The following is a 17,135-nucleotide window of genomic DNA, read 5'->3' as shown; positions in this document are numbered from 1 at the left end:
CGAAGCGCAGGAGCCCTCATGCGAGTCCTATTCATGTGCACGGCCAATAGCTGCCGCAGCATCCTTTCCGAGGCCATGTTCAATCACCTGGCGCCTCACGGATTTGAAGCCGTCAGTTCCGGCAGTTACCCGAAAGGCCAAGTGTTGCCTCGCAGCCTGACCACCTTGCAGCATGCCGGCATCTCGATCGAGGGTCTGAGCAGCAAGGGCAATGACGCGTTCGAGCGTTGTCCTCCTGACATCGTCATCACCGTTTGCGACAACGCTGCCGGCGAAGCCTGCCCGGTGTATTTCGGCCCTGCGCTGAAGACGCACTGGGGGCTGGAGGATCCGTCCGCTGTCGTGGCTGACGAAGCGTCGGTCGACGCTGCATTCCGCGCAACGCTGGCCCGGATCCAGTCTCGTTGCGAGGCCTTCTTCGCGCTGCCATTCGAACATCTCGATCGTGAGCAGCTCAAAAACGAGCTGGATCGCATCGCTACGCTTTGAGCAGGAGGAAACATGTCCGAGCAACTGCCTAATCTCGATTTCTCGCTGTTCGATCTGCCGCCAGGGGCAACGCGCTCCAGCGAGCACAAACCGCGCATCTTGTTGCTGTATGGATCGACCCGCGAACGTTCCTTCAGTCGCCTGCTGGTGGAGGAAGCTGCACGCCTGCTGGAGCACTTCGGTGCCGAGACCAAGGTCTTCAATCCTTCGGGCCTGCCGCTACCTGACGATGTGCCTGTCGAGCACCCCAAGGTGCAGGAGCTGCGTGATCTGGTGCAGTGGTCGGAAGGCCAGGTCTGGTGCTCGCCAGAGCGCCACGGTGCAATGTCAGCAGTGTTCAAGGCGCAGATCGACTGGATTCCTCTGGCACTGGGTGCGGTTCGCCCCACTCAAGGCAAGACCCTGGCGGTCATGCAGGTATGCGGCGGCTCGCAGTCATTCAACGTGGTCAACCAGTTGCGCGTGCTTGGCCGCTGGATGCGCATGTTCACCATTCCCAACCAGTCTTCGGTGCCCAAAGCCTACTTTGAGTTTGATGACGCCGGGCGGATGAAACCCTCGCCGTACTACGATCGCGTGGTGGACGTCATGGAGGAACTGGTGAAGTTCACCGTTCTGTTGCGCGACCGCCAGGCGTTCTTGGTTGATCGCTATTCGGAGCGCAAGGAAAACGCCGAGCAACTCGCTGCCCGTGTAAACCAGCGCTCGATCTGAGACGATGCCCGGAATATCCGCTATTGGCCGAGGGCGTCCCATAGGGAATAGCCCGCTTGGGTCGTAAGCGCTCACCCGAGGATTGCACCTATCGACCCACGGCCATCGTTCGCAAAAGCCTTGCCCGCCCTGGCCCGGGATCAATGGTTAGCGCAGGCATCGCTGCCAAGTCAGGCGGCGCCCTTGGCCTGCTGCTCCAGATGCACCTGCAATGCCGGATCCAGTTGCAGTGCGCCGGCCAGCTCATCCAGGTAGGCCCGCTCAGCTGCCTGCTGGTCATCCACCAGCATCACGCTGGCCAGGTACATTTCCGCGGCCATGGCCGGGTCCCGCGCCGACTGCGCCACCTCTGCAGCATCGAGTGGCTTGCCGACTTCTTCATCCAGCCATTGCTGCAGTTGCGGGTCGCTGGTCTGGCGTTTGATTTCGGCATAGATCAACTGTTCTTCCTGCTGGTCGATGCGACCATCGGCCTTGGCCGCCGCAATCAGCGCGCGCAGGATCGCATGGCTGTGATCCTCGGCCTCGGGGCCGGACAGTTGATCCACCGTGCGAACCGCCTGCTGCGGGGCTGCCGCCTGGCTGCGCTGCCAGCTTTGATAGGCCTTGAATGCCATCATCCCCAGCGACGCCAGGGCCGCGTAATTGACGCCGCCCGCGGAACGCCCCTGGGTATAGCCGCCAGTGTTGCTGCCACCGCCGCCCAGCAGTCCGCCCAGCAATCCACCAAGGCCGCCACCGCCAGCCGTCGTACCGCCGCCGCCAAGCAGGCCGCCGAGCAAGCCATCCAAGCCACCCATGCTGTCTTGCGATGAGCTGCCGCCGCTCCCTTTTTGCATCTGCGAAGCTTGTCCTGCCCGAAGCAGCTGTTCGAGTAGATCACTGGTATTCATGGCACCGCCCTCGTCGGTCGTGGTCGCCCAGACAAGCAACGATAGCCCCCTGAAGGCGATCCGCCATGACCGCCTGACCAATGGGGCGTTCGGCTCAATGCGTTGTCGTTGCTTGGATTGAGGGAGGGCAATACCGCCTGCCCAACGATGGTGGCAAAAGGCCGTATTCCTGCTCGCCTGATCCCTTGCCGCGCTATATCATTGCGCCCCCGCAGCTGAGGTGCTTGCTCGCTGATTGCAGCTGCCGATGGATCGAGACCCGCCCCAAGGATTTTTCATGTCTGGATTGCTCCGTGCGTTCGCACGTCTGTTACCGCTTGCCCTACTTACCGGCTGCGCCGCCAAATCTCCCGCCTTGGTCAGCGAGGCCCTGCAACCGGCCGCTGGTGGTCCAGTAACGTACCTGGTAGGCAGCATCGGCCCCCTTGGCCGCGATAGTGCCTACACCAACCAACGCATCCTCCTGCGCAAACGTGGCGCGCAGGACGGCGCGGCGGCATGGTGGGGTTTCGCCGAGGTGGCCCACACCCCGAAGGACATCGAAGAGGTGCGCGGCCCCGACAAACAGGCGCTGCCCGGCGAGGCCAGCGTGTTCGTAATGCCCCTCAAGCCCGGCGACTACGAATTCTATGACTTCCAGTTCTTCTGGAATGGCTACAACGGTGGCTACAGCTCCATCAGGGCACGGGAACAGTTCCTCGTGCCCATGCACCTGGAAGCCGGCAAGGCGTACTACATCGGCGAATTCCGTTCGCGCTGCCTCGGGACTTCCGCCTGCCTGTTCTTCCATGGTGACCAGCAGCCGCGCGATGAAGTGATCGCCCGGCGCTACACCCCCGCATTGCCGCCCCTGCAGGCCCTGAACTTGAACATGGCGCCGGCATTCCCCTTCGTCATGCCACTGCCCCAAGCCGCCCAGCCGGCGAAGTGACCCGTACCCAGGAAAACCCGCAATGAAAAAGACTCTGTTCCTCAGCGCCAGCCTGCTGCTGGCCGGCTGCGCAGGTACCCAGACCTTGCCCGATCCGCACATCGAGGCAGGCCAGGATTACCTGCCGCCGATCGCGGTAATGGTCGATTCGCTCGAGCACGGCACCGAGCTGCGCAATTACCTGCGCGAGAGCGGCGTATTCAGCAAGGTCGAGAATGGTGCTGCCGGCGAAGGGCAGACCCAGGTGATGGTCAAGCTGGATGCCCAGCGCAAGGTCGCGCCATTTCCTCTACTGTTCCTCAGTGCCGCCACTCTGTTCCTCTTGCCCTTGCAGAGTGACCTGGACACCAAGGCCGACTTCATCGTGATGCGTGATGGCAAGGTGCTCAAGCGTTATCACTATGAAAACTACATGGCCAAGTACGCCTGGCTGCTTGACCTCGGGGTTCCTGAACGCGAGGAAAACATCCGCCGGGTCGCCCGTGCCTTCGCCCGTGACATGCAGGCTGCCAACCTGGCCAGTAAGCCGCTGGAGGCGCAGCGATGAACAATCTGGTCAAGGCGGCGCTGATGGCGACCGGGCTGGCATTGCTCGGCGGCTGTAACCCGTCGATGAAGCCGCTGGGCTATCACGCGCAAAAGCCCTACGTGCCGATGAGCCTGTTGGTGCTGCCGGATGGCTATACCCGCTTCGACGTCCAGGAGCGTGACGAGCTGACCACCGCAGTCAGGTCGTCCGGCGCGTTCTCTTTCGTCGACCACGGACTGCCGCGCAAGGGTTACGCCCTGGTCATCAGCCAACCGCCAGGGGAAGGGGCTGGTTTTCTGGTCGCGCTCAACGCCCTGACGCTACTGACGTTCCCGATGCCCTACAGCTACGTGCACAACCTCACCGGCAAGGTCTACAAGGATGGCGAGCTGCTGCGCACCTTCAGCTACAAGCGTGAGGGCATGAGCGTGGGCGCCTGGTATGTGCCGCCACCGATCACCGAGAACCAGCGGCAGATGCTTACCGAACTGATGCGCGACGTGGAGGCCAGTGCGCTGATTCCCCATGTCGACGATGCGGGGCAGGTTGGGTTGGTTGATCAACGGTAAGTCGTAGGCAGGCCAATGAATTCTCCGTCGCGCAGCAAGGGCGCTTGAACATGGGCAGAAGCGCAAGACTTCAAAAGAAATTGCACAAGCGCCATCTGATCGAGGTCGCCGAAGGGGTGGTGTTGAATGACAAGCTCGTCGAAATGCTATGGGCGCTCGATCATGGCGAGAGATCCGAGTTGAACTCGGGCTCGTTTAACGCTGGCGCCATCCTCCGATACCGCTTGAACTATGTGATAACGAGAGGGCCGGTTGCCGGGCACTGGTTATACAGAGCGTTCGACCCTGGGGAGTTGGCCTTGTTCTTCACGGCGAAAGACGTCGAAGGTTTGGGGCATGGTTGGACCTTGTTCGAGGATGAGTGATCCAGAACCTGCGTTGTTCGGAATGTGACTTGCCACCGCCCAAGTGTTCGAACTGCGCGTCAGCGACTGTGGGGCGATCGCTGGCGGCAATGGGGCGTTACGCCAGCATCCCCAGCCACATCGTCCCAAGAATGATGAGCTGCGCCGGCACCAGGTACCGCGCAAAATCGTAGCCACCATTGCTGAACGCCAAAACACATTTGGTCAGCGTGTTCCCCGTCAAAGCCATCATGCCCGGTACCACCAGCTCGGTCATTTGCAGCCGACCTGCAACCACCAGCGAGGCTGCCGACGCCGTTGCCGCGTGGGCATCGCCCAGGCCGCTGACGAACGCTGCGATGCTGGCACCGTTGTGTCCCAGGTGTTCGAGCAGAAACGCCGAGAGCAAAGCGATACCGGTCAGGGCGAGCGTGATGATGAGGGCTGTCCACAGATTGAAGGCGCCAGTGCCCGGATTCACCGCCGAGCAGTTCGAGTCGGCGCGCCAGGGCGCGAGCAGCAGCACGCCATAGAGCGCGGTAACCAGCGCGCCGAGGCCGACCGCTGGCAGGAAAGGGCCGAGCAGGTGACGGTCGATGAAGATCAGCACCAGGGCGAACTGGGTGATGGTGGCCAGGTTCGACAACACCGCCGCCGCCGCGAAGGGGCGCACCGCTGCGCTTTGTCGTCGGGCTTCATGGGCCAGCAGGGCAATGGTCGCCGAGCCGGAGGCAAAACCTGAAGCAATGGCACTCAAGGGCAGGCCATAGCGCGGACCCACGAGGCGTATGGCGATATGGCCCAACGCTGCCACCGTCATCAGCAGGACGACCAAGGTACAGATGGTGCGTGGGTTGAGCACGTTGTAGGGGCCCAGAAAGCGGTCCGGTGTAAGTGGCAATACCACCAGGGCTACCGTCAGCAATGTCAGCCCATCACGCAGCTCCTGTTCGCTCAGTCGCTGCAGCACGAAATGATGCAGCTCGTGGCGCAGGGCCAGCAATACGGTCGTGACCACACCTGCTGCAGCGCCGAGCTCAGGCTCGGCAACGCTCAGCGCGCCCAGGACCAGCACCAGCAAGAGGGCTATCTGCCCTGTCACATCCGGCATTCTCCTGCGCGAGTGGCGGTATTGCAGGCAGAGGAGCAGTACCAGGCCCAGGCTCGTTGTGCCGACCAGCACCGGTCCTGCCAGCAGCATGCTGACATAGCCAAGCAGGGCAGTGATGGCGAAGGTCCTCAGCCCCGCTGCGGCAGGTTCCTCGTCGCGACGTTTCTTGCGTTCGCGCTCAAGGCCTACCAGCATGCCGATCCCCAGCGCCACGGCGCCGTGGCCAACATTCAGCATGTCGAGCATGGCGCTTTCAGGCTTTGCTTGCGTTCACTGTCAGGGCCGCCTTGCTCGAGCGCCATCAACGCTGGCATGTCAAGTATTTCCACCAGCCTGCCGCACAGGCTGACGATGCCTTGCGCACGCAAGCGGGCGACCGAACGGCATACGGTCTCCAGGCGCAGGCCCAGGTAAGATGCCATGTCCTCTCGTGACATGCGTAACATGAAACCATGGGCGGAGTAGCCACGGTTGACGAAGCGCCTGGACAGTCCGATCAGAAAACTGGCCAGGCGCTGCTCGGCGGTGAGGTTGCACAGCATCAGCACGCGCCCGTGCTCACGCACGATCTCCCGGCTCATCAAGCGGTTCAGGCTTTGCTGCAATACCGGAAAGTCGCGTGCCAGCGCTTGCAGGCGACGATACGGCACTGGGCAGACTTCGCTGTCTTCCAGGGCAATCGCGTCGCAGACATGGTGGTCGGTGGCGATGGCGTCCAGGCCAAGCACATCACCCGTCATCCAGAAGTTGATCACTACACCCTGGCCTTCGACGCTGTTCAGGCTGGTCTTGAAACTGCCGCAGCGCACGGCATAGAGCGTGGTCAAGGGGTCATTGGCATTGAACAGCGCCGCCCCTTTGCGGATACGCATGCGTGGCCCGATCAGCGCGCCCAGGCAGCCGGAGTCATGCAAGGGCAGACCGGTGGGCAGGCACAAGCCGCTGACCCTACAGTCGCGGCACAATGTCGCCAGTGGTTCCAGGTGAGCCGCAGGTGAAGGAGGCTGCTCGAGCAGTGTGACTTTCAGTTGGCCAGACATGTTCAGGCCTCCTTCGCACATCGCCGGCCAGCCCGGACTGTCACGCCTGGGCGGGGCGACGAATCCGCGAGCATGTCCAGCGAATGCGGGGCGTTGAGGCGGGCGTTGAGCCGCTCGACAAACTGTTCGGCTTCAGCGGCGGTGCTGAAACCTACCCGCCAGTCGTCCATGCGGACCCAACAGCGGTTCCGTTCGGTGTTGTGCTCGATGTAGATGTTCATGGGTGCCTCCGGAGCATGCATGGGCAGGAAAACTGCGGAACAATGCGAAGCGAAGGCGTCCCTGCCAGCACGATTCGGTTTCTGTCGACGAACACCATTGCGTTGATGAGGGCCATGGCACGCCTCCGGAGGCTGGAGATTGTTGTTGATATGGGAGTAGCGTGCGCCCGGCAAGCGGCGATACGTTGATCCTCGTCAAGTTTTTGTGCAGCGGGATATGCCGTTGGTCCGTGGGGCGTCAGTTGACAAACGTCAAGTCTGCAAAGCACGGCTAAACGATGCTTGGGTTACGTATCGCAACCGCCGAGGTGTGCCATGGAAACCCTGCAAAGACTGCTGTTGATCGCATCGCCCCTGATGCGCCGAACCCCCGTCTACGACCGCGCCGCAGCACTGGCCAAGGCCAAGGGCATGGCGTTGCACATCGTGGCTTTCGATTATGTGGAAGGGCTTGCCACGGCGGGCCTGGTGAATGACCAGGCACTGGCGGTGATGCGCGAAGGCTACGTGCGGCAACACCGGGAATGGCTGGAAAGCCAGGCGCAGTCGATGCGGCGCAATGGTGTCACGGTCACCACCGAGGTGGTGTGGGTGCAGCATCCCTTGAGCGAGATCCTGGTGCACCTGCGCGAACAGCCGTTCGCCATGTTGATCAAGGCGTTCGAGCATGAACCCTGGTGGGCGCGTGCCATGTTCACCTCCCTGGATATCCAGCTGCTGCGCGAAACCCGCATCCCGCTGCATCTGGTGCACAAGGCCAGCCATGCGCTGCCGCGCCGGATCCTCGCGGCTGTGGACCTGTCCAGGCCCGAGGATCAGTTCGAAGGCTTCAACAACCAGATCATCAGCGAGGCGTTGAAACTGGCCCTGCAGTGCAACGGGCAGATCGAATTGCTGTATGCCTATGACCTGGGTTCGATGTACCTGGACGCCGGCGGCAGCCGGGAGCATTCGTTTCTGTTCGATTCCAACCTCGCCCAGACGCTTCACGAAGCCCAGAGCGATGCCTTCCAGGCCCTTGCCGAGCGCAATGGCATCGCTGTCGAGCACCGGCACATGCGCATAGGCGATCCAGCCAAGGTTCTGGCCGTGTTCATGGATAACAATGATATCGATGTGCTGGTGATGGGCAGTTATCACCACCACGGCATTGGATGGTTCATCGGCAGTACCGCGGAGCGGGTACTGCATCGCTTGTCCAGCAGTGTGCTGGTGATTTCCCCCGAACATGCCCAGGGGTAAGGTACAAGGCCCGCAAGGGCCTTGGTTTTCAGGCCCGCAGGTCAAGTTCGTGAAGGATCTCGCTGACATCGCCGCCCAGGTAGCGTGAGGTGAACCCCTGCGCCTTGGTCAGGCGGTGCATGGCGTAGTTGTTCGCCAGGTCCCTGGACATCATCCACTCATAGCCATTGCGCCGCGCCGCTTCGATCAGGTGCAGCAACAGGCGCTTGCCCAGACCTCTACGCTGCCAGTCCTCCCGCACCGCCACGGCACACTCGCAGCACGGGCTACCCGATATTCCGGCGTAGCGGCTGACGCCAATCTGCTGCAAGCAGCCGTCGACGTGAGCCAGCGCGACATAGGCCATGCGCTGGTGGTAGTCGACGGGCATCCTTTGCGGGTCCAGGCTGGGCAGGCCGCTGCTGATCCCGGCGATGAAGCGGAAACGCCGGGCCTCGGAGGTGATCGACCTGAGGAAGTGCCGGTCGCGGTCGTGATCTTCCTCGCGCAGCGGCCGGATCAGCACGGGCGTGCCGTCATCAAGCTTTTCGACCCAGTGCTCGCAGGCGCCCGGCTGTTCGGTCTGCTGCGTATTCATGTTGCCTCCCATCACCCGGATAGATACCTGAAGCCGTTGTAACGTGGACGGCCGCCGCGGTTCTGACAATCGTCAAGTTCGGACCGGATCACGCGTTTCTGATCTGCATCAAGCGCCAGTGCGACCACCCCAGGAAAATCCCTTTCATCGCACCCCAGCGGCGCAAGTCCGGAGGTCCACCATGAGTCAATATCGACAGTTGCTGGTGCTGATTATCGACGTCGATCCGCATTCAGCCGCGCTGCGTAGGGGGCTGGCGCTGGCGCATGCCAGCGGAGCCCGCGTGCACGTGCTGGGGGTGTTCGTGCCAAGCGAGGCGCACCTGCTGCGCGAAGAGCGGCTGAATGAGGCCGATATCAAGCGCCAGTACGATCACTATCGCGAGCAGTTGCGAACGCTGGTCGAGCGGCACCGCAGCAGTGGCGTGGCACTGACGGTCGATAGCCTCTCCGCCGAGGATATCCGCAGCGAAGCCCTTGACTATATTCGCGAACTGCAACCGGACATGGTCATCAAGGACAGTGAAGCCGCGTCGGCCATGGCGCGGCTGTTCGGCACCCCGTTGGACTGTGCGCTGATGCGCGGCTTCAAGGGGCTCACCCTGTTCGTGCCGATGGCGGCCGCCTCATTGCCCCGGCGTGTTCTCGTAGCCGTGGACACCCGCTTCAGCGAGACGCCAGCCGTACAGGAACAGTTCAATCGTGGACTCATTCGTGTTGCCCAGGCCTTGGCACTGCAGTGCGATGCCCAGTTGCACCTGCTGTCTGCCTACAACATGGCCGGAGTGTTCGCGGCGGATATCAACCTCACCCAAGCGTGGATCGAAGAGATGCGCGAAGCACTGCAGGAATCCTTCAATGCCTTGGCTGAGGCCGAAGGGGTGGCGCCGGACTGTCGGCACTTCATGGAGGGCGGACCGGTGCAGGTGATCCGCGAACAGGTCGCGGCCCTGGAGGTCGACGCCGTGGTGATGGGTGTGGTGCAGCCCAAAGGGCTGGACAAGCTGCTGGGCGATACCACTGAACGTATCGTTGATCACCCACCGTGCAGCGTGCTGGCGGTTCATCCCCATGTGTTCGAAACCCAGGAGCCTTGGCCATGCAACTGACCTTTCTCGGCGGCACCGGGACAGTGACCGGCAGCAAATTCCTGTTGACCTACAACAGCACGCGAGTGCTGGTCGACTGCGGACTGTTCCAGGGCTACAAGCAATTGCGTCTGCGCAACTGGGAGCCCTTGCCACCGGCACTGGGGGCGCTTGATGCGGTCGTGCTGACCCATGCCCATCTCGACCATAGTGGCTACCTGCCGGTGCTGGCCAGGGAGGGCTATAGCGGGCCGATCTATGCCACCCCGGCAACCTGCGCCCTGGCTGAAGTGCTGTTGCTCGACAGCGCGCGGCTGCAGGAAGAGCAGGCCGAACATGCCAATCGCCACGGCTATTCCAGACACACGCCGGCGCGGCCGCTCTATACAGAACAGGATGCAAAGCGGGCGCTGGCACTGTTGCGCCCGGTGGAGCTGCACCAGGCAATGCCGATCACCGAGGGCATGGACCTGCTGTTGCGCACGGCAGGCCATATCCTGGGTGCGGCAACGGTGCAGCTCAGTGCCCAGGGGCAGACCTTGGTCTTCTCGGGTGACTTGGGCAGGCCGCAAGACCCGATCATGCGGGCGCCGGAGCTGATCCGGACGGCGGATGTGCTGCTGATGGAGTCCACCTACGGTGATCGCCAGCACCCGACAGAATCGACCGAGCAGTACCTGGCCCAGGTGATCAACCAGACACTCCTGCGCCATGGCATTGTCCTGGTGCCGTCTTTCGCTGTCGGGCGCGCCCAACTGCTGATGTATTACCTGTACAAGCTCAAGCGTGACCGGCTGATCCCGGATATCCCGGTGTACCTCAACAGCCCGATGGCCACCGATGCCACCGCCCTGTATCAGCAGTTTCGCAACGAACATCGGCTAACGGCGGCGGAGTGCGCCGCGATGTGCAAGGGCACGCGGATCATCCGCACGGTCGATGAGTCCCGCCACCTCGACCAGCTGCGCGAGCCGGCGGTGATCATTGCCGCCAGTGGCATGGCTACCGGCGGCCGGGTGCTGCACCACCTGAAGGCGCTAGCCCCCAATCCGCGCAACAGCATCCTGTTCTCGGGTTTCCAGGCGGGAGGCACGCGCGGCGCCGACATCGTCGCTGGCGCCCGCAGCGTACGCCTGCAGGGCGAAGACGTGCCCATTCGGGCGCAGGTGCACGCCATGGAAAACCTTTCGGCCCATGCCGACGCCGACGAGATCATGGAGTGGTTGCGCGGTTTCACCCGGCCACCGCGGCAGACCTATGTGATCCATGGCGAGCCACATGCCGCTGACACCTTGCGACGGCGAATCAGCCTGGAGCTCGGTTGGCAGGTGTGCGTGCCGGAATATCAGGAAACCATTGCCATCGACCCTGTGCGCTGAACCCGGCGCGGGAGGTAGTCATGAACACGCAAGCACGAGCGAAACTACGGGCCTGGATGCACCGGCCCAGGGGCAGCCTGGGCTGGATCGTGGCCATTGTCGCGTTACTCGTCGCGGCATCTGTCTACCACGCCTTGAGCCCCAGCTGGCGCATGCCCATGCGTGATCCGGTCGTGCTCCTGAGCCTGCTGGCATGGAGTGTGGCGCTGGGCTGGGCCGTGCAGCACGGAGTGAAACGCACGGTCGGCAAAACCATTTTCAACGGCCAGGAGTCGGGCTGGCAGGCCAGGCTGGCATTGCTGCGCTCGATCTGCCGGGAGTCGAATGTGCTGATGGGCATGCTGTTGCTCCTGGCGGTGCTGGGCGCTGCCACCGCATGGCTGGCCGGGCGCTCTGTGGCGCAGATTGTAGAAAACTGCTCGGCCAACCTGCAGGCACAGGCACAGGTGCAGGTGCCCGAAGATGAGCAGCTTGCGGCGCTGGTCGGCAAGCCCGTATGCACCTGCCTGGCGCAAACCTTTCTGGAGCGCAATGGGGTGATCCGCCTGGCGTTGTTCGAGACACCGCTGCAGAAAGTGAGCGGCCTGCGGGCGCTGACCCCTGCTGATGAGCAGCGCTGCCTCGCGCAGTTCGACCTGGTGCCCGAGGAAGGCAGTGCAACCAGGCCTTGAACCCAGGCGGTTGCCATCATGGGCATGCCTGCGCAGGTAGGCCGCCGCGCCTTAGGCTTTGTACGAAAAGTGCCTGCGCGACAATCATGCTGCGTTGAAAACAGGCTCGGAATGCTCATTTACAACCCGTAAACTCCGCGTCCTCGCCTGTTTTTGCCTTGCCTGATCGTCGCTCGGCTACTTTTCGTACAAACCATAGGCCTGCGCGGCGGCCAGGGATCAACTCAGGATGAGCAGATGAATAACCTGGCTCAGGTCATCCGGGTCGGAGGTTGTGGTGAAGCCTGCCGCCTTGGCCAGGTCGCGCATGGGCTGATTGGCTGCCGAGTCGATCGAGTACATCTGCCGGAATCCCTTGGCCTTGGCGTGATCGATCAGGTGCCTGAGCAACAATTGGCCCAGCCCATGATGTTGCCAGCTGTCGAGTACCGTCACCGCGCACTCGCATTCATCCTTGCCGGCACAGGCGGCGTAGCGCGAAATGCCTACTTCCTGCAGTTCTCCGTCCACATGGGCGAGGGCGACATAGGCTGCCTGCCGGTTCTGGTCGACCATCATCAACTGGTCGAGCATGGCTTCACCGGGTTCCTTGACCTGGCAGAGGAAGCGAAAATGCCGCGACTCAGGCGACAAGCGCTCGATGAAGGCCTTTTCGCGTTGCCGGTCCTTGGCTTGCAACGGTCGGATCAGCACATGGCTGCCGTTGTCCAAGGCTTCGATCCAGTGCTCGCCAGGGGGTGTTGGAAACTCGGGATTGGAGGGTTGGCGTGAAGTCTCGGCGGGGGGCATGGCAATATCCTCGGCAGTGATTGAACCAGGAAACACCAGTGTGGGCGATCGACCTGAAACTGACTTGACAGTTGTCAAAGGCGTGCAAGAGCCCCCGATCAAGCCTTCATCAACGCCGGCGGGAGGAAGATCTGCGCACCGAGGGTCTCTGAGCTTCTTCTGGCCTTTTGCGCTTTCTGAACACCTGGCTACTCGACCTTCATTTGGCTTTCCAGTACTTCTGCATCTCCAGAAACAGGAATGAAGCAGTCCAGGTGATCAGCACCAGGCCCGTCAGCGCCTGCAGGCCGGTGAGGTATTTGAGGTGACCGGTGGGGACGATGTCGCCGAAGCCTATGGTGGTGTAGGTGGTGAAGGAAAAATACACGCAGTCCAGAAGGCTCCCGTCGAAATGTCCGCTGAGCGTCCCCCAGCCCTCGGCATGGGCCATCAGGTAATAAGCCAGGGCGAAGCACCAGACTTCCACGGCATGGGCCAGCAACGCGCCGAACACCCCCGCGACGATACGGAACCGGCTCCACAGCCTCAGGCGTGGTAACCAGTCATTCAGGCGCAGCAGGCATTCGTAGTGGATGACCACCACCAGGATAACGATCAGCATGTTGATCAGCGTGACAGTGAGCATCATCGTTACTCGGGACGGGGCTGCACGGTCAATGCTAGCTCACGCCCGGCACCGACCAGGCTGCACGCTCGACGACTTCGCGCTTGCAGCAAATGGCTGGCAATCGTGTGATCCCAGGTACCTTCAAGTCTGTTGGGAACCATGAGTAGTGCAGTATTGATGTCAAAAGGCCGCCTTGCTGGAACGCCTTTGGTTGCCAGAGGTCTGAAGGGGTGGGTGGCCATTTACCAGCAACTATCAAAGCAGGTATCAGTCCAGAACGAAGCACAACGAAAGAAGGTGTGTAATGGACACGAAAGGCACTCACACAATCGAGCGAGAAAGTGGCGATGAGCCTCAAATGCTGCCGGCGGATGCGTGCGAACGTCTTCAGCTGGCACTGGAAGCAGGGGCTATCGTGGGCACGTGGGTCTGGGACATTTCAAGGAACTGTGTGACGGCTGACGAGCGCTTTGCCCGTACCTTCGACCTTTCACCGGCATGTTGCGCGCGCGGTATCCCCATTGAAGAGGCACTCACTTCGATCCATCCAGAGGATCATGTACGTCTGGATGAGGCCATTGAAGACGCCATGGTTCGCGGGGGCGCGTTCCGGTGTGAATACCGCGTCAAGCAGACTGATGGAGGCTACCGGTGGATCGAGGCCAATGGCCGTGCCCAGCACGATGATAATGGCGTAGCGGTCAGATTCCCGGGAGTGCTGATCGATATTGAATCGCGCAAGGCGGCGGAAGCTGAACGCGATCGCGCATCGGCGTTGCTTCGCGCGTTCACCGCGGCTGTTCCTGGAGTGGTGTACGCCAAAGACCGCGATGGCAGGCTCTTGATAGCAAACGATGGTGCCACGCGGTTGATCGGTAAGCCGCCGGAGTTTTATCTAGGCAAGACCGACTTGGAAATACTCGAGGACAAAGCGCAGGCCCTCAAGGTGATGGAGACGGACCAACGCATAATGCGCGGCGCCATGGCGGAGCAGATCGAGGAGCGAGTGGACATGCCGGATGGCTCGGAAACGATCTGGCTATCCGTCAAGGCACCGATGTTCAACGCTGCAGGCGAGGTGATTGGGCTGATTGGCTCATCTATTGATGTAACGGCAAGGAAGAACGCCGAGGCAGCATTGTTGGAACTGAACCAGAACCTGGAGGCGAGGGTTGGCGAGGCCATTGCCGAACGGGAGGCTGCGCAGGCGGCCCTTCGCCACTTGCAGAAGATGGAAGTGGTGGGGCAATTGACGGGAGGAATCGCCCATGATTTCAACAACTTGCTTGCAGGTATCGTTGGCAGTTTGGACCTGATCAAGGTTCGCTTGAGCAAAGGCCGCACGGCCGATCTTGAACGATATCTCTCGGTGGCCTATGGCGCTGCCCAGCGGGCCACGGCACTCACACACCGTTTGCTTGCCTTTTCACGCCGCCAGACGTTGTTGCCTCAAGTCACCAATGTGAACGAGCTGATCGCTGGCATGGAAGAACTGATCCGTCGTACCGTCGGCCCATTGATACGTTTGCAAGTAGATCTCTCTGCAACGAGCTCTACGTGCTTGATCGACCCTGGCCAGATGGAAAACGTTTTGTTGAACTTGTGCGTCAATGCAAGGGATGCCTTACCGGAAGGCGGAACCATCGCTATCGAGACGTCGAGCGTGACCCTTGAGGAAGGGGCCGGACTGGATCCGGATTTACAGCCTGGAACTTACCTGAGCATCCGTGTGGTGGACGATGGCATCGGAATGAGCGAGGAAACCCTGGCCAAGGCATGTGAGCCGTTTTTCACCACCAAGCCAACAGGCGCAGGCACCGGCCTTGGGCTTTCGATGATCTATGGGTTTGCCAAGCAATCCCGTGGGCAGATGAAAATTGAATCGGCGTTGGGCAAAGGTACGAAGGTCTACTTGCAGCTACCCAATTGTGCCGAGCCGACCCAGGCGCCACCGCCCACTGCAGTCACAAGTGCGGTGCCGCAGGTCTGTGCGGGGGAAACGGTTCTGGTCGTCGATGATGAACCGTCCGTTCGAATGTTCGTCAGTGAAGTCCTTGGCAGCCTTGGCTATGTTGTCGTGGAAGCTGCCGATTCCCAGGCAGGTTTCCAGGTGCTGTGCTCGGACACGCGTGTGGATCTGCTCGTCACCGATATCGGCTTGCCGGGTGGGTTCGATGGCCGGGAGATGGCCGAAAAGGCCCGTCTAAGCAGGCCCGGATTACCTGTTCTGTTCATGACGGGGTACGTTGAACCGCAGATTCTTGAAGACTACCCACCAGGACCGGCAATGGCTGTGATTATCAAACCATTCAGTCTGGATGCGTTCAGGGCGAGCCTCCACGTAGTGCTGCAGGAGGCTCTCTCGATTGCGCAAGAGCCATGATTGACGGTTCGGCTATGGCGACGACTACTGGCAATGGTCGCAGAAGGCATTTTCGATGTAATGCTGGCAGCGCCTGCGCGTGAGGAAAAAAACAATGGTTGATACCACCCCCGCTGTGAGTAGACAGCCCCCATCGCAAGCGACTCAGCAGCCGATAGGCATTTATGAAGCTTTTCTGTTTTGGCTCAAGCTGGGCTTCATCAGCTTTGGCGGACCCGCCGGACAGATCTCGATCATGCACCAGGAACTGGTCGAGCGTCGCCGCTGGATCAGCGAGAAGCGGTTTTTGCACGCGCTGAACTACTGCATGTTGTTGCCTGGCCCTGAGGCTCAGCAGCTTGCCACCTACATCGGTTGGCTCATGCACCGCACCTGGGGTGGGGTGATTGCCGGCGCATTGTTCGTGCTGCCTTCGCTGTTCATTCTGATCGGTTTGTCCTGGGTCTACGTCGTGTTTGGCGAGGTGCCGGTAGTCGCGGGGATCTTCTATGGCATCAAACCGGCAGTCACGGCCATTGTGATCCACGCAGCCCACCGAATTGGATCGCGCGTACTGAAGAATGGCTGGCTGTGGGCTATGTCCGCAGCCTCGTTCGTGGCCATCTTCGCCCTCAACGCGCCGTTCCCCCTTATCGTGCTGGTGGCCGCCATCATTGGCTATATAGGCGGTCGCCTCGCCCCAGGCAAATTCGTGATCGGTGGCGGTCATGGGGGCGCGACGAACAGCTATGGTCCGGCTGTGATCGATGACGACACCCCACCCCCTGAGCATGCCCGTTTCAGCTCGAGGCACCTGGTACGCCTGCTGCTCACCGGTGCCGGACTATGGGCAATACCCATGGGGCTGCTGGTGCTGTGGTTTGGCTGGGATGGCACCCTGACGCAAATGGGCTGGTTTTTCACCAAGGCCGCTCTGATGACCTTTGGTGGCGCCTACGCGGTGCTGCCTTATGTCTACCAAGGGGCTGTCGGGCACTATGGGTGGCTGTCACCCACCCAGATGATCGATGGCCTCGCGTTAGGGGAAACCACACCAGGGCCATTGATCATGGTGGTTGCCTTCGTCGGCTTTGTCGGTGGCTACGTCCATCCGATGTTCGGTGCCGAACATCCATTCCTTGCTGGCGCAGTCGCAGCGAGTCTTGTCACTTGGTTCACCTTCCTGTCGTCGTTCATCTTCATCCTTGCTGGAGGCCCGGTAGTGGAGTCGACTCACAACGAGATTAAATTCACCGCCCCGCTTACAGGCATCACCGCCGCTGTAGTTGGCTTGATCCTGAACCTCGTTATGTTCTTCGGCTACCACGTGCTCTGGCCTATGGGCTTCAATGGGGCGTTCGACTGGCCGTCCGCAGTGATCACGGCTCTAGCTGCGATTGCTTTGTTTCGCTTCAAGCGAGGTGTGATTGAGGTGCTGTTCACCTGCGCACTGGCCGGCATCGCAGTGCACATGATGGGTATATGAGACCAGAGGTTGTGCCGAAAAGGGTTTCCCAGTGACCGGCGAGCCCTTGTCAATCCTTAGCCTGGCGCTGTAAAAAGCAGCGCTCAGATTACCT

At 61.3% G+C, this 17,135-nt stretch carries 19 protein-coding genes; 12 read left to right on the top strand and 7 right to left on the bottom strand.

Annotated elements, in window-relative coordinates; all coding sequences use genetic code 11:
• Window positions 1-18: 18 nt before the first annotated feature.
• Entirely contained in the window at window positions 19-489 is a 471-nt protein-coding gene (locus LOY42_RS15070) for an arsenate reductase ArsC (protein ID WP_258598144.1), read from the top strand.
• Window positions 490-501: 12 nt separating this feature from the next.
• Window positions 502-1,203: an arsenical resistance protein ArsH gene (arsH, locus tag LOY42_RS15065; RefSeq protein WP_258598142.1), complete on the top strand. Its 702-nt coding sequence runs from the start codon at window positions 502-504 to the stop codon at window positions 1,201-1,203.
• 170 nt (window positions 1,204-1,373) lie between these two features.
• Here the strand turns inward: arsH and LOY42_RS15060 are convergent, their stop codons facing one another.
• Window positions 1,374-2,096 (bottom strand): tellurite resistance TerB family protein, encoded by a 723-nt coding sequence (locus LOY42_RS15060; protein WP_258598141.1) that lies wholly within the window; start codon window positions 2,094-2,096, stop codon window positions 1,374-1,376.
• A 277-nt stretch (window positions 2,097-2,373) separates the two neighbouring features.
• Between LOY42_RS15060 and LOY42_RS15055 the strand changes: the two genes are divergently transcribed.
• Genes LOY42_RS15055 through LOY42_RS15040 form a run of 4 tightly spaced genes read left to right on the top strand, consistent with a single transcriptional unit; the run spans window position 2,374 to window position 4,490 of the window.
• The gene (locus LOY42_RS15055) at window positions 2,374-3,027 is read left to right on the top strand and encodes a hypothetical protein (protein ID WP_139670759.1); all 654 of its coding nucleotides are present in this window, start codon (window positions 2,374-2,376) and stop codon (window positions 3,025-3,027) included.
• 22 nt (window positions 3,028-3,049) lie between these two features.
• Complete coding sequence (locus tag LOY42_RS15050) at window positions 3,050-3,574, top strand: hypothetical protein (protein ID WP_139670761.1); 525 nt, start codon at window positions 3,050-3,052, stop codon at window positions 3,572-3,574.
• Window positions 3,571-4,125: a hypothetical protein gene (locus LOY42_RS15045; RefSeq protein WP_139670762.1), complete on the top strand. Its 555-nt coding sequence runs from the start codon at window positions 3,571-3,573 to the stop codon at window positions 4,123-4,125. The genes LOY42_RS15050 and LOY42_RS15045 overlap by 4 nt, the downstream gene beginning before the upstream one ends.
• A gap of 50 nt (window positions 4,126-4,175) precedes the next feature.
• Window positions 4,176-4,490 (top strand): hypothetical protein, encoded by a 315-nt coding sequence (locus LOY42_RS15040; protein WP_258598139.1) that lies wholly within the window; start codon window positions 4,176-4,178, stop codon window positions 4,488-4,490.
• A gap of 97 nt (window positions 4,491-4,587) precedes the next feature.
• Here LOY42_RS15040 and LOY42_RS15035 read toward each other — a convergent pair whose 3' ends face one another.
• From LOY42_RS15035 to LOY42_RS15025, 3 genes are read right to left on the bottom strand one after another with little or no spacing between them, the layout of a single operon-like run.
• Window positions 4,588-5,826 carry an MgtC/SapB family protein gene (locus tag LOY42_RS15035; protein ID WP_139670765.1) on the bottom strand — a complete coding sequence of 413 codons (1,239 nt, stop codon included), beginning with the start codon at window positions 5,824-5,826 and terminating at the stop codon, window positions 4,588-4,590.
• Window positions 5,811-6,620, bottom strand: coding sequence for a helix-turn-helix domain-containing protein (locus LOY42_RS15030; RefSeq protein ID WP_139670767.1), 810 nt, complete (start codon window positions 6,618-6,620; stop codon window positions 5,811-5,813). The genes LOY42_RS15035 and LOY42_RS15030 overlap by 16 nt, the downstream gene beginning before the upstream one ends.
• A gap of 2 nt (window positions 6,621-6,622) precedes the next feature.
• Complete coding sequence (locus tag LOY42_RS15025) at window positions 6,623-6,841, bottom strand: hypothetical protein (protein ID WP_198754523.1); 219 nt, start codon at window positions 6,839-6,841, stop codon at window positions 6,623-6,625.
• 315 nt (window positions 6,842-7,156) lie between these two features.
• On the opposite strand from LOY42_RS15025, the gene LOY42_RS15020 reads away from it, so the two are divergent.
• On the top strand, window positions 7,157-8,083 hold the full coding sequence (locus LOY42_RS15020; protein WP_139670771.1) for a universal stress protein: 927 nt from the start codon (window positions 7,157-7,159) through the stop codon (window positions 8,081-8,083).
• Between the two features lie 28 nt (window positions 8,084-8,111).
• Here LOY42_RS15020 and LOY42_RS15015 read toward each other — a convergent pair whose 3' ends face one another.
• Complete coding sequence (locus tag LOY42_RS15015) at window positions 8,112-8,660, bottom strand: GNAT family N-acetyltransferase (protein ID WP_258598136.1); 549 nt, start codon at window positions 8,658-8,660, stop codon at window positions 8,112-8,114.
• A 181-nt stretch (window positions 8,661-8,841) separates the two neighbouring features.
• Here LOY42_RS15015 and LOY42_RS15010 point away from each other — a divergent pair, with 181 nt between their 5' ends.
• From LOY42_RS15010 to LOY42_RS15000, 3 genes are read left to right on the top strand one after another with little or no spacing between them, the layout of a single operon-like run.
• Window positions 8,842-9,768, top strand: coding sequence for a universal stress protein (locus LOY42_RS15010; protein ID WP_139670774.1), 927 nt, complete (start codon window positions 8,842-8,844; stop codon window positions 9,766-9,768).
• Window positions 9,759-11,126, top strand: coding sequence for an MBL fold metallo-hydrolase RNA specificity domain-containing protein (locus LOY42_RS15005; protein ID WP_258598131.1), 1,368 nt, complete (start codon window positions 9,759-9,761; stop codon window positions 11,124-11,126). Before LOY42_RS15010 ends, LOY42_RS15005 begins: the two co-directional genes overlap by 10 nt.
• A 20-nt stretch (window positions 11,127-11,146) precedes the next feature.
• A complete protein-coding gene (locus LOY42_RS15000) occupies window positions 11,147-11,797 on the top strand; it encodes a hypothetical protein (protein WP_258598129.1) in 651 nt (216 codons plus the stop codon).
• A 219-nt stretch (window positions 11,798-12,016) separates the two neighbouring features.
• On the opposite strand, the gene LOY42_RS14995 is transcribed toward LOY42_RS15000, so the two are convergent.
• Together LOY42_RS14995 and LOY42_RS14990 are read right to left on the bottom strand one after the other, a co-directional pair.
• Complete coding sequence (locus LOY42_RS14995) at window positions 12,017-12,586, bottom strand: GNAT family N-acetyltransferase (RefSeq protein ID WP_258598127.1); 570 nt, start codon at window positions 12,584-12,586, stop codon at window positions 12,017-12,019.
• A 199-nt stretch (window positions 12,587-12,785) separates the two neighbouring features.
• The gene (locus LOY42_RS14990; protein WP_139671358.1) at window positions 12,786-13,211 is read right to left on the bottom strand and encodes a potassium channel family protein; all 426 of its coding nucleotides are present in this window, start codon (window positions 13,209-13,211) and stop codon (window positions 12,786-12,788) included.
• Between the two features lie 286 nt (window positions 13,212-13,497).
• Between LOY42_RS14990 and LOY42_RS14985 the strand changes: the two genes are divergently transcribed.
• Together LOY42_RS14985 and chrA are read left to right on the top strand one after the other, a co-directional pair.
• Window positions 13,498-15,576, top strand: coding sequence for a PAS domain-containing protein (locus LOY42_RS14985; RefSeq protein WP_408981058.1), 2,079 nt, complete (start codon window positions 13,498-13,500; stop codon window positions 15,574-15,576).
• 94 nt (window positions 15,577-15,670) lie between these two features.
• Window positions 15,671-17,041, top strand: coding sequence for a chromate efflux transporter (gene chrA / locus LOY42_RS14980; protein ID WP_111532429.1), 1,371 nt, complete (start codon window positions 15,671-15,673; stop codon window positions 17,039-17,041).
• Window positions 17,042-17,135: the final 94 nt, after the last annotated feature.

Origin of the sequence: Pseudomonas sp. B21-023 (assembly GCF_024749165.1) — a bacterium.
In the GTDB taxonomy this organism is placed as follows: domain Bacteria; phylum Pseudomonadota; class Gammaproteobacteria; order Pseudomonadales; family Pseudomonadaceae; genus Aquipseudomonas.
This window is presented reverse-complemented; position numbering and strand designations above follow the sequence as displayed.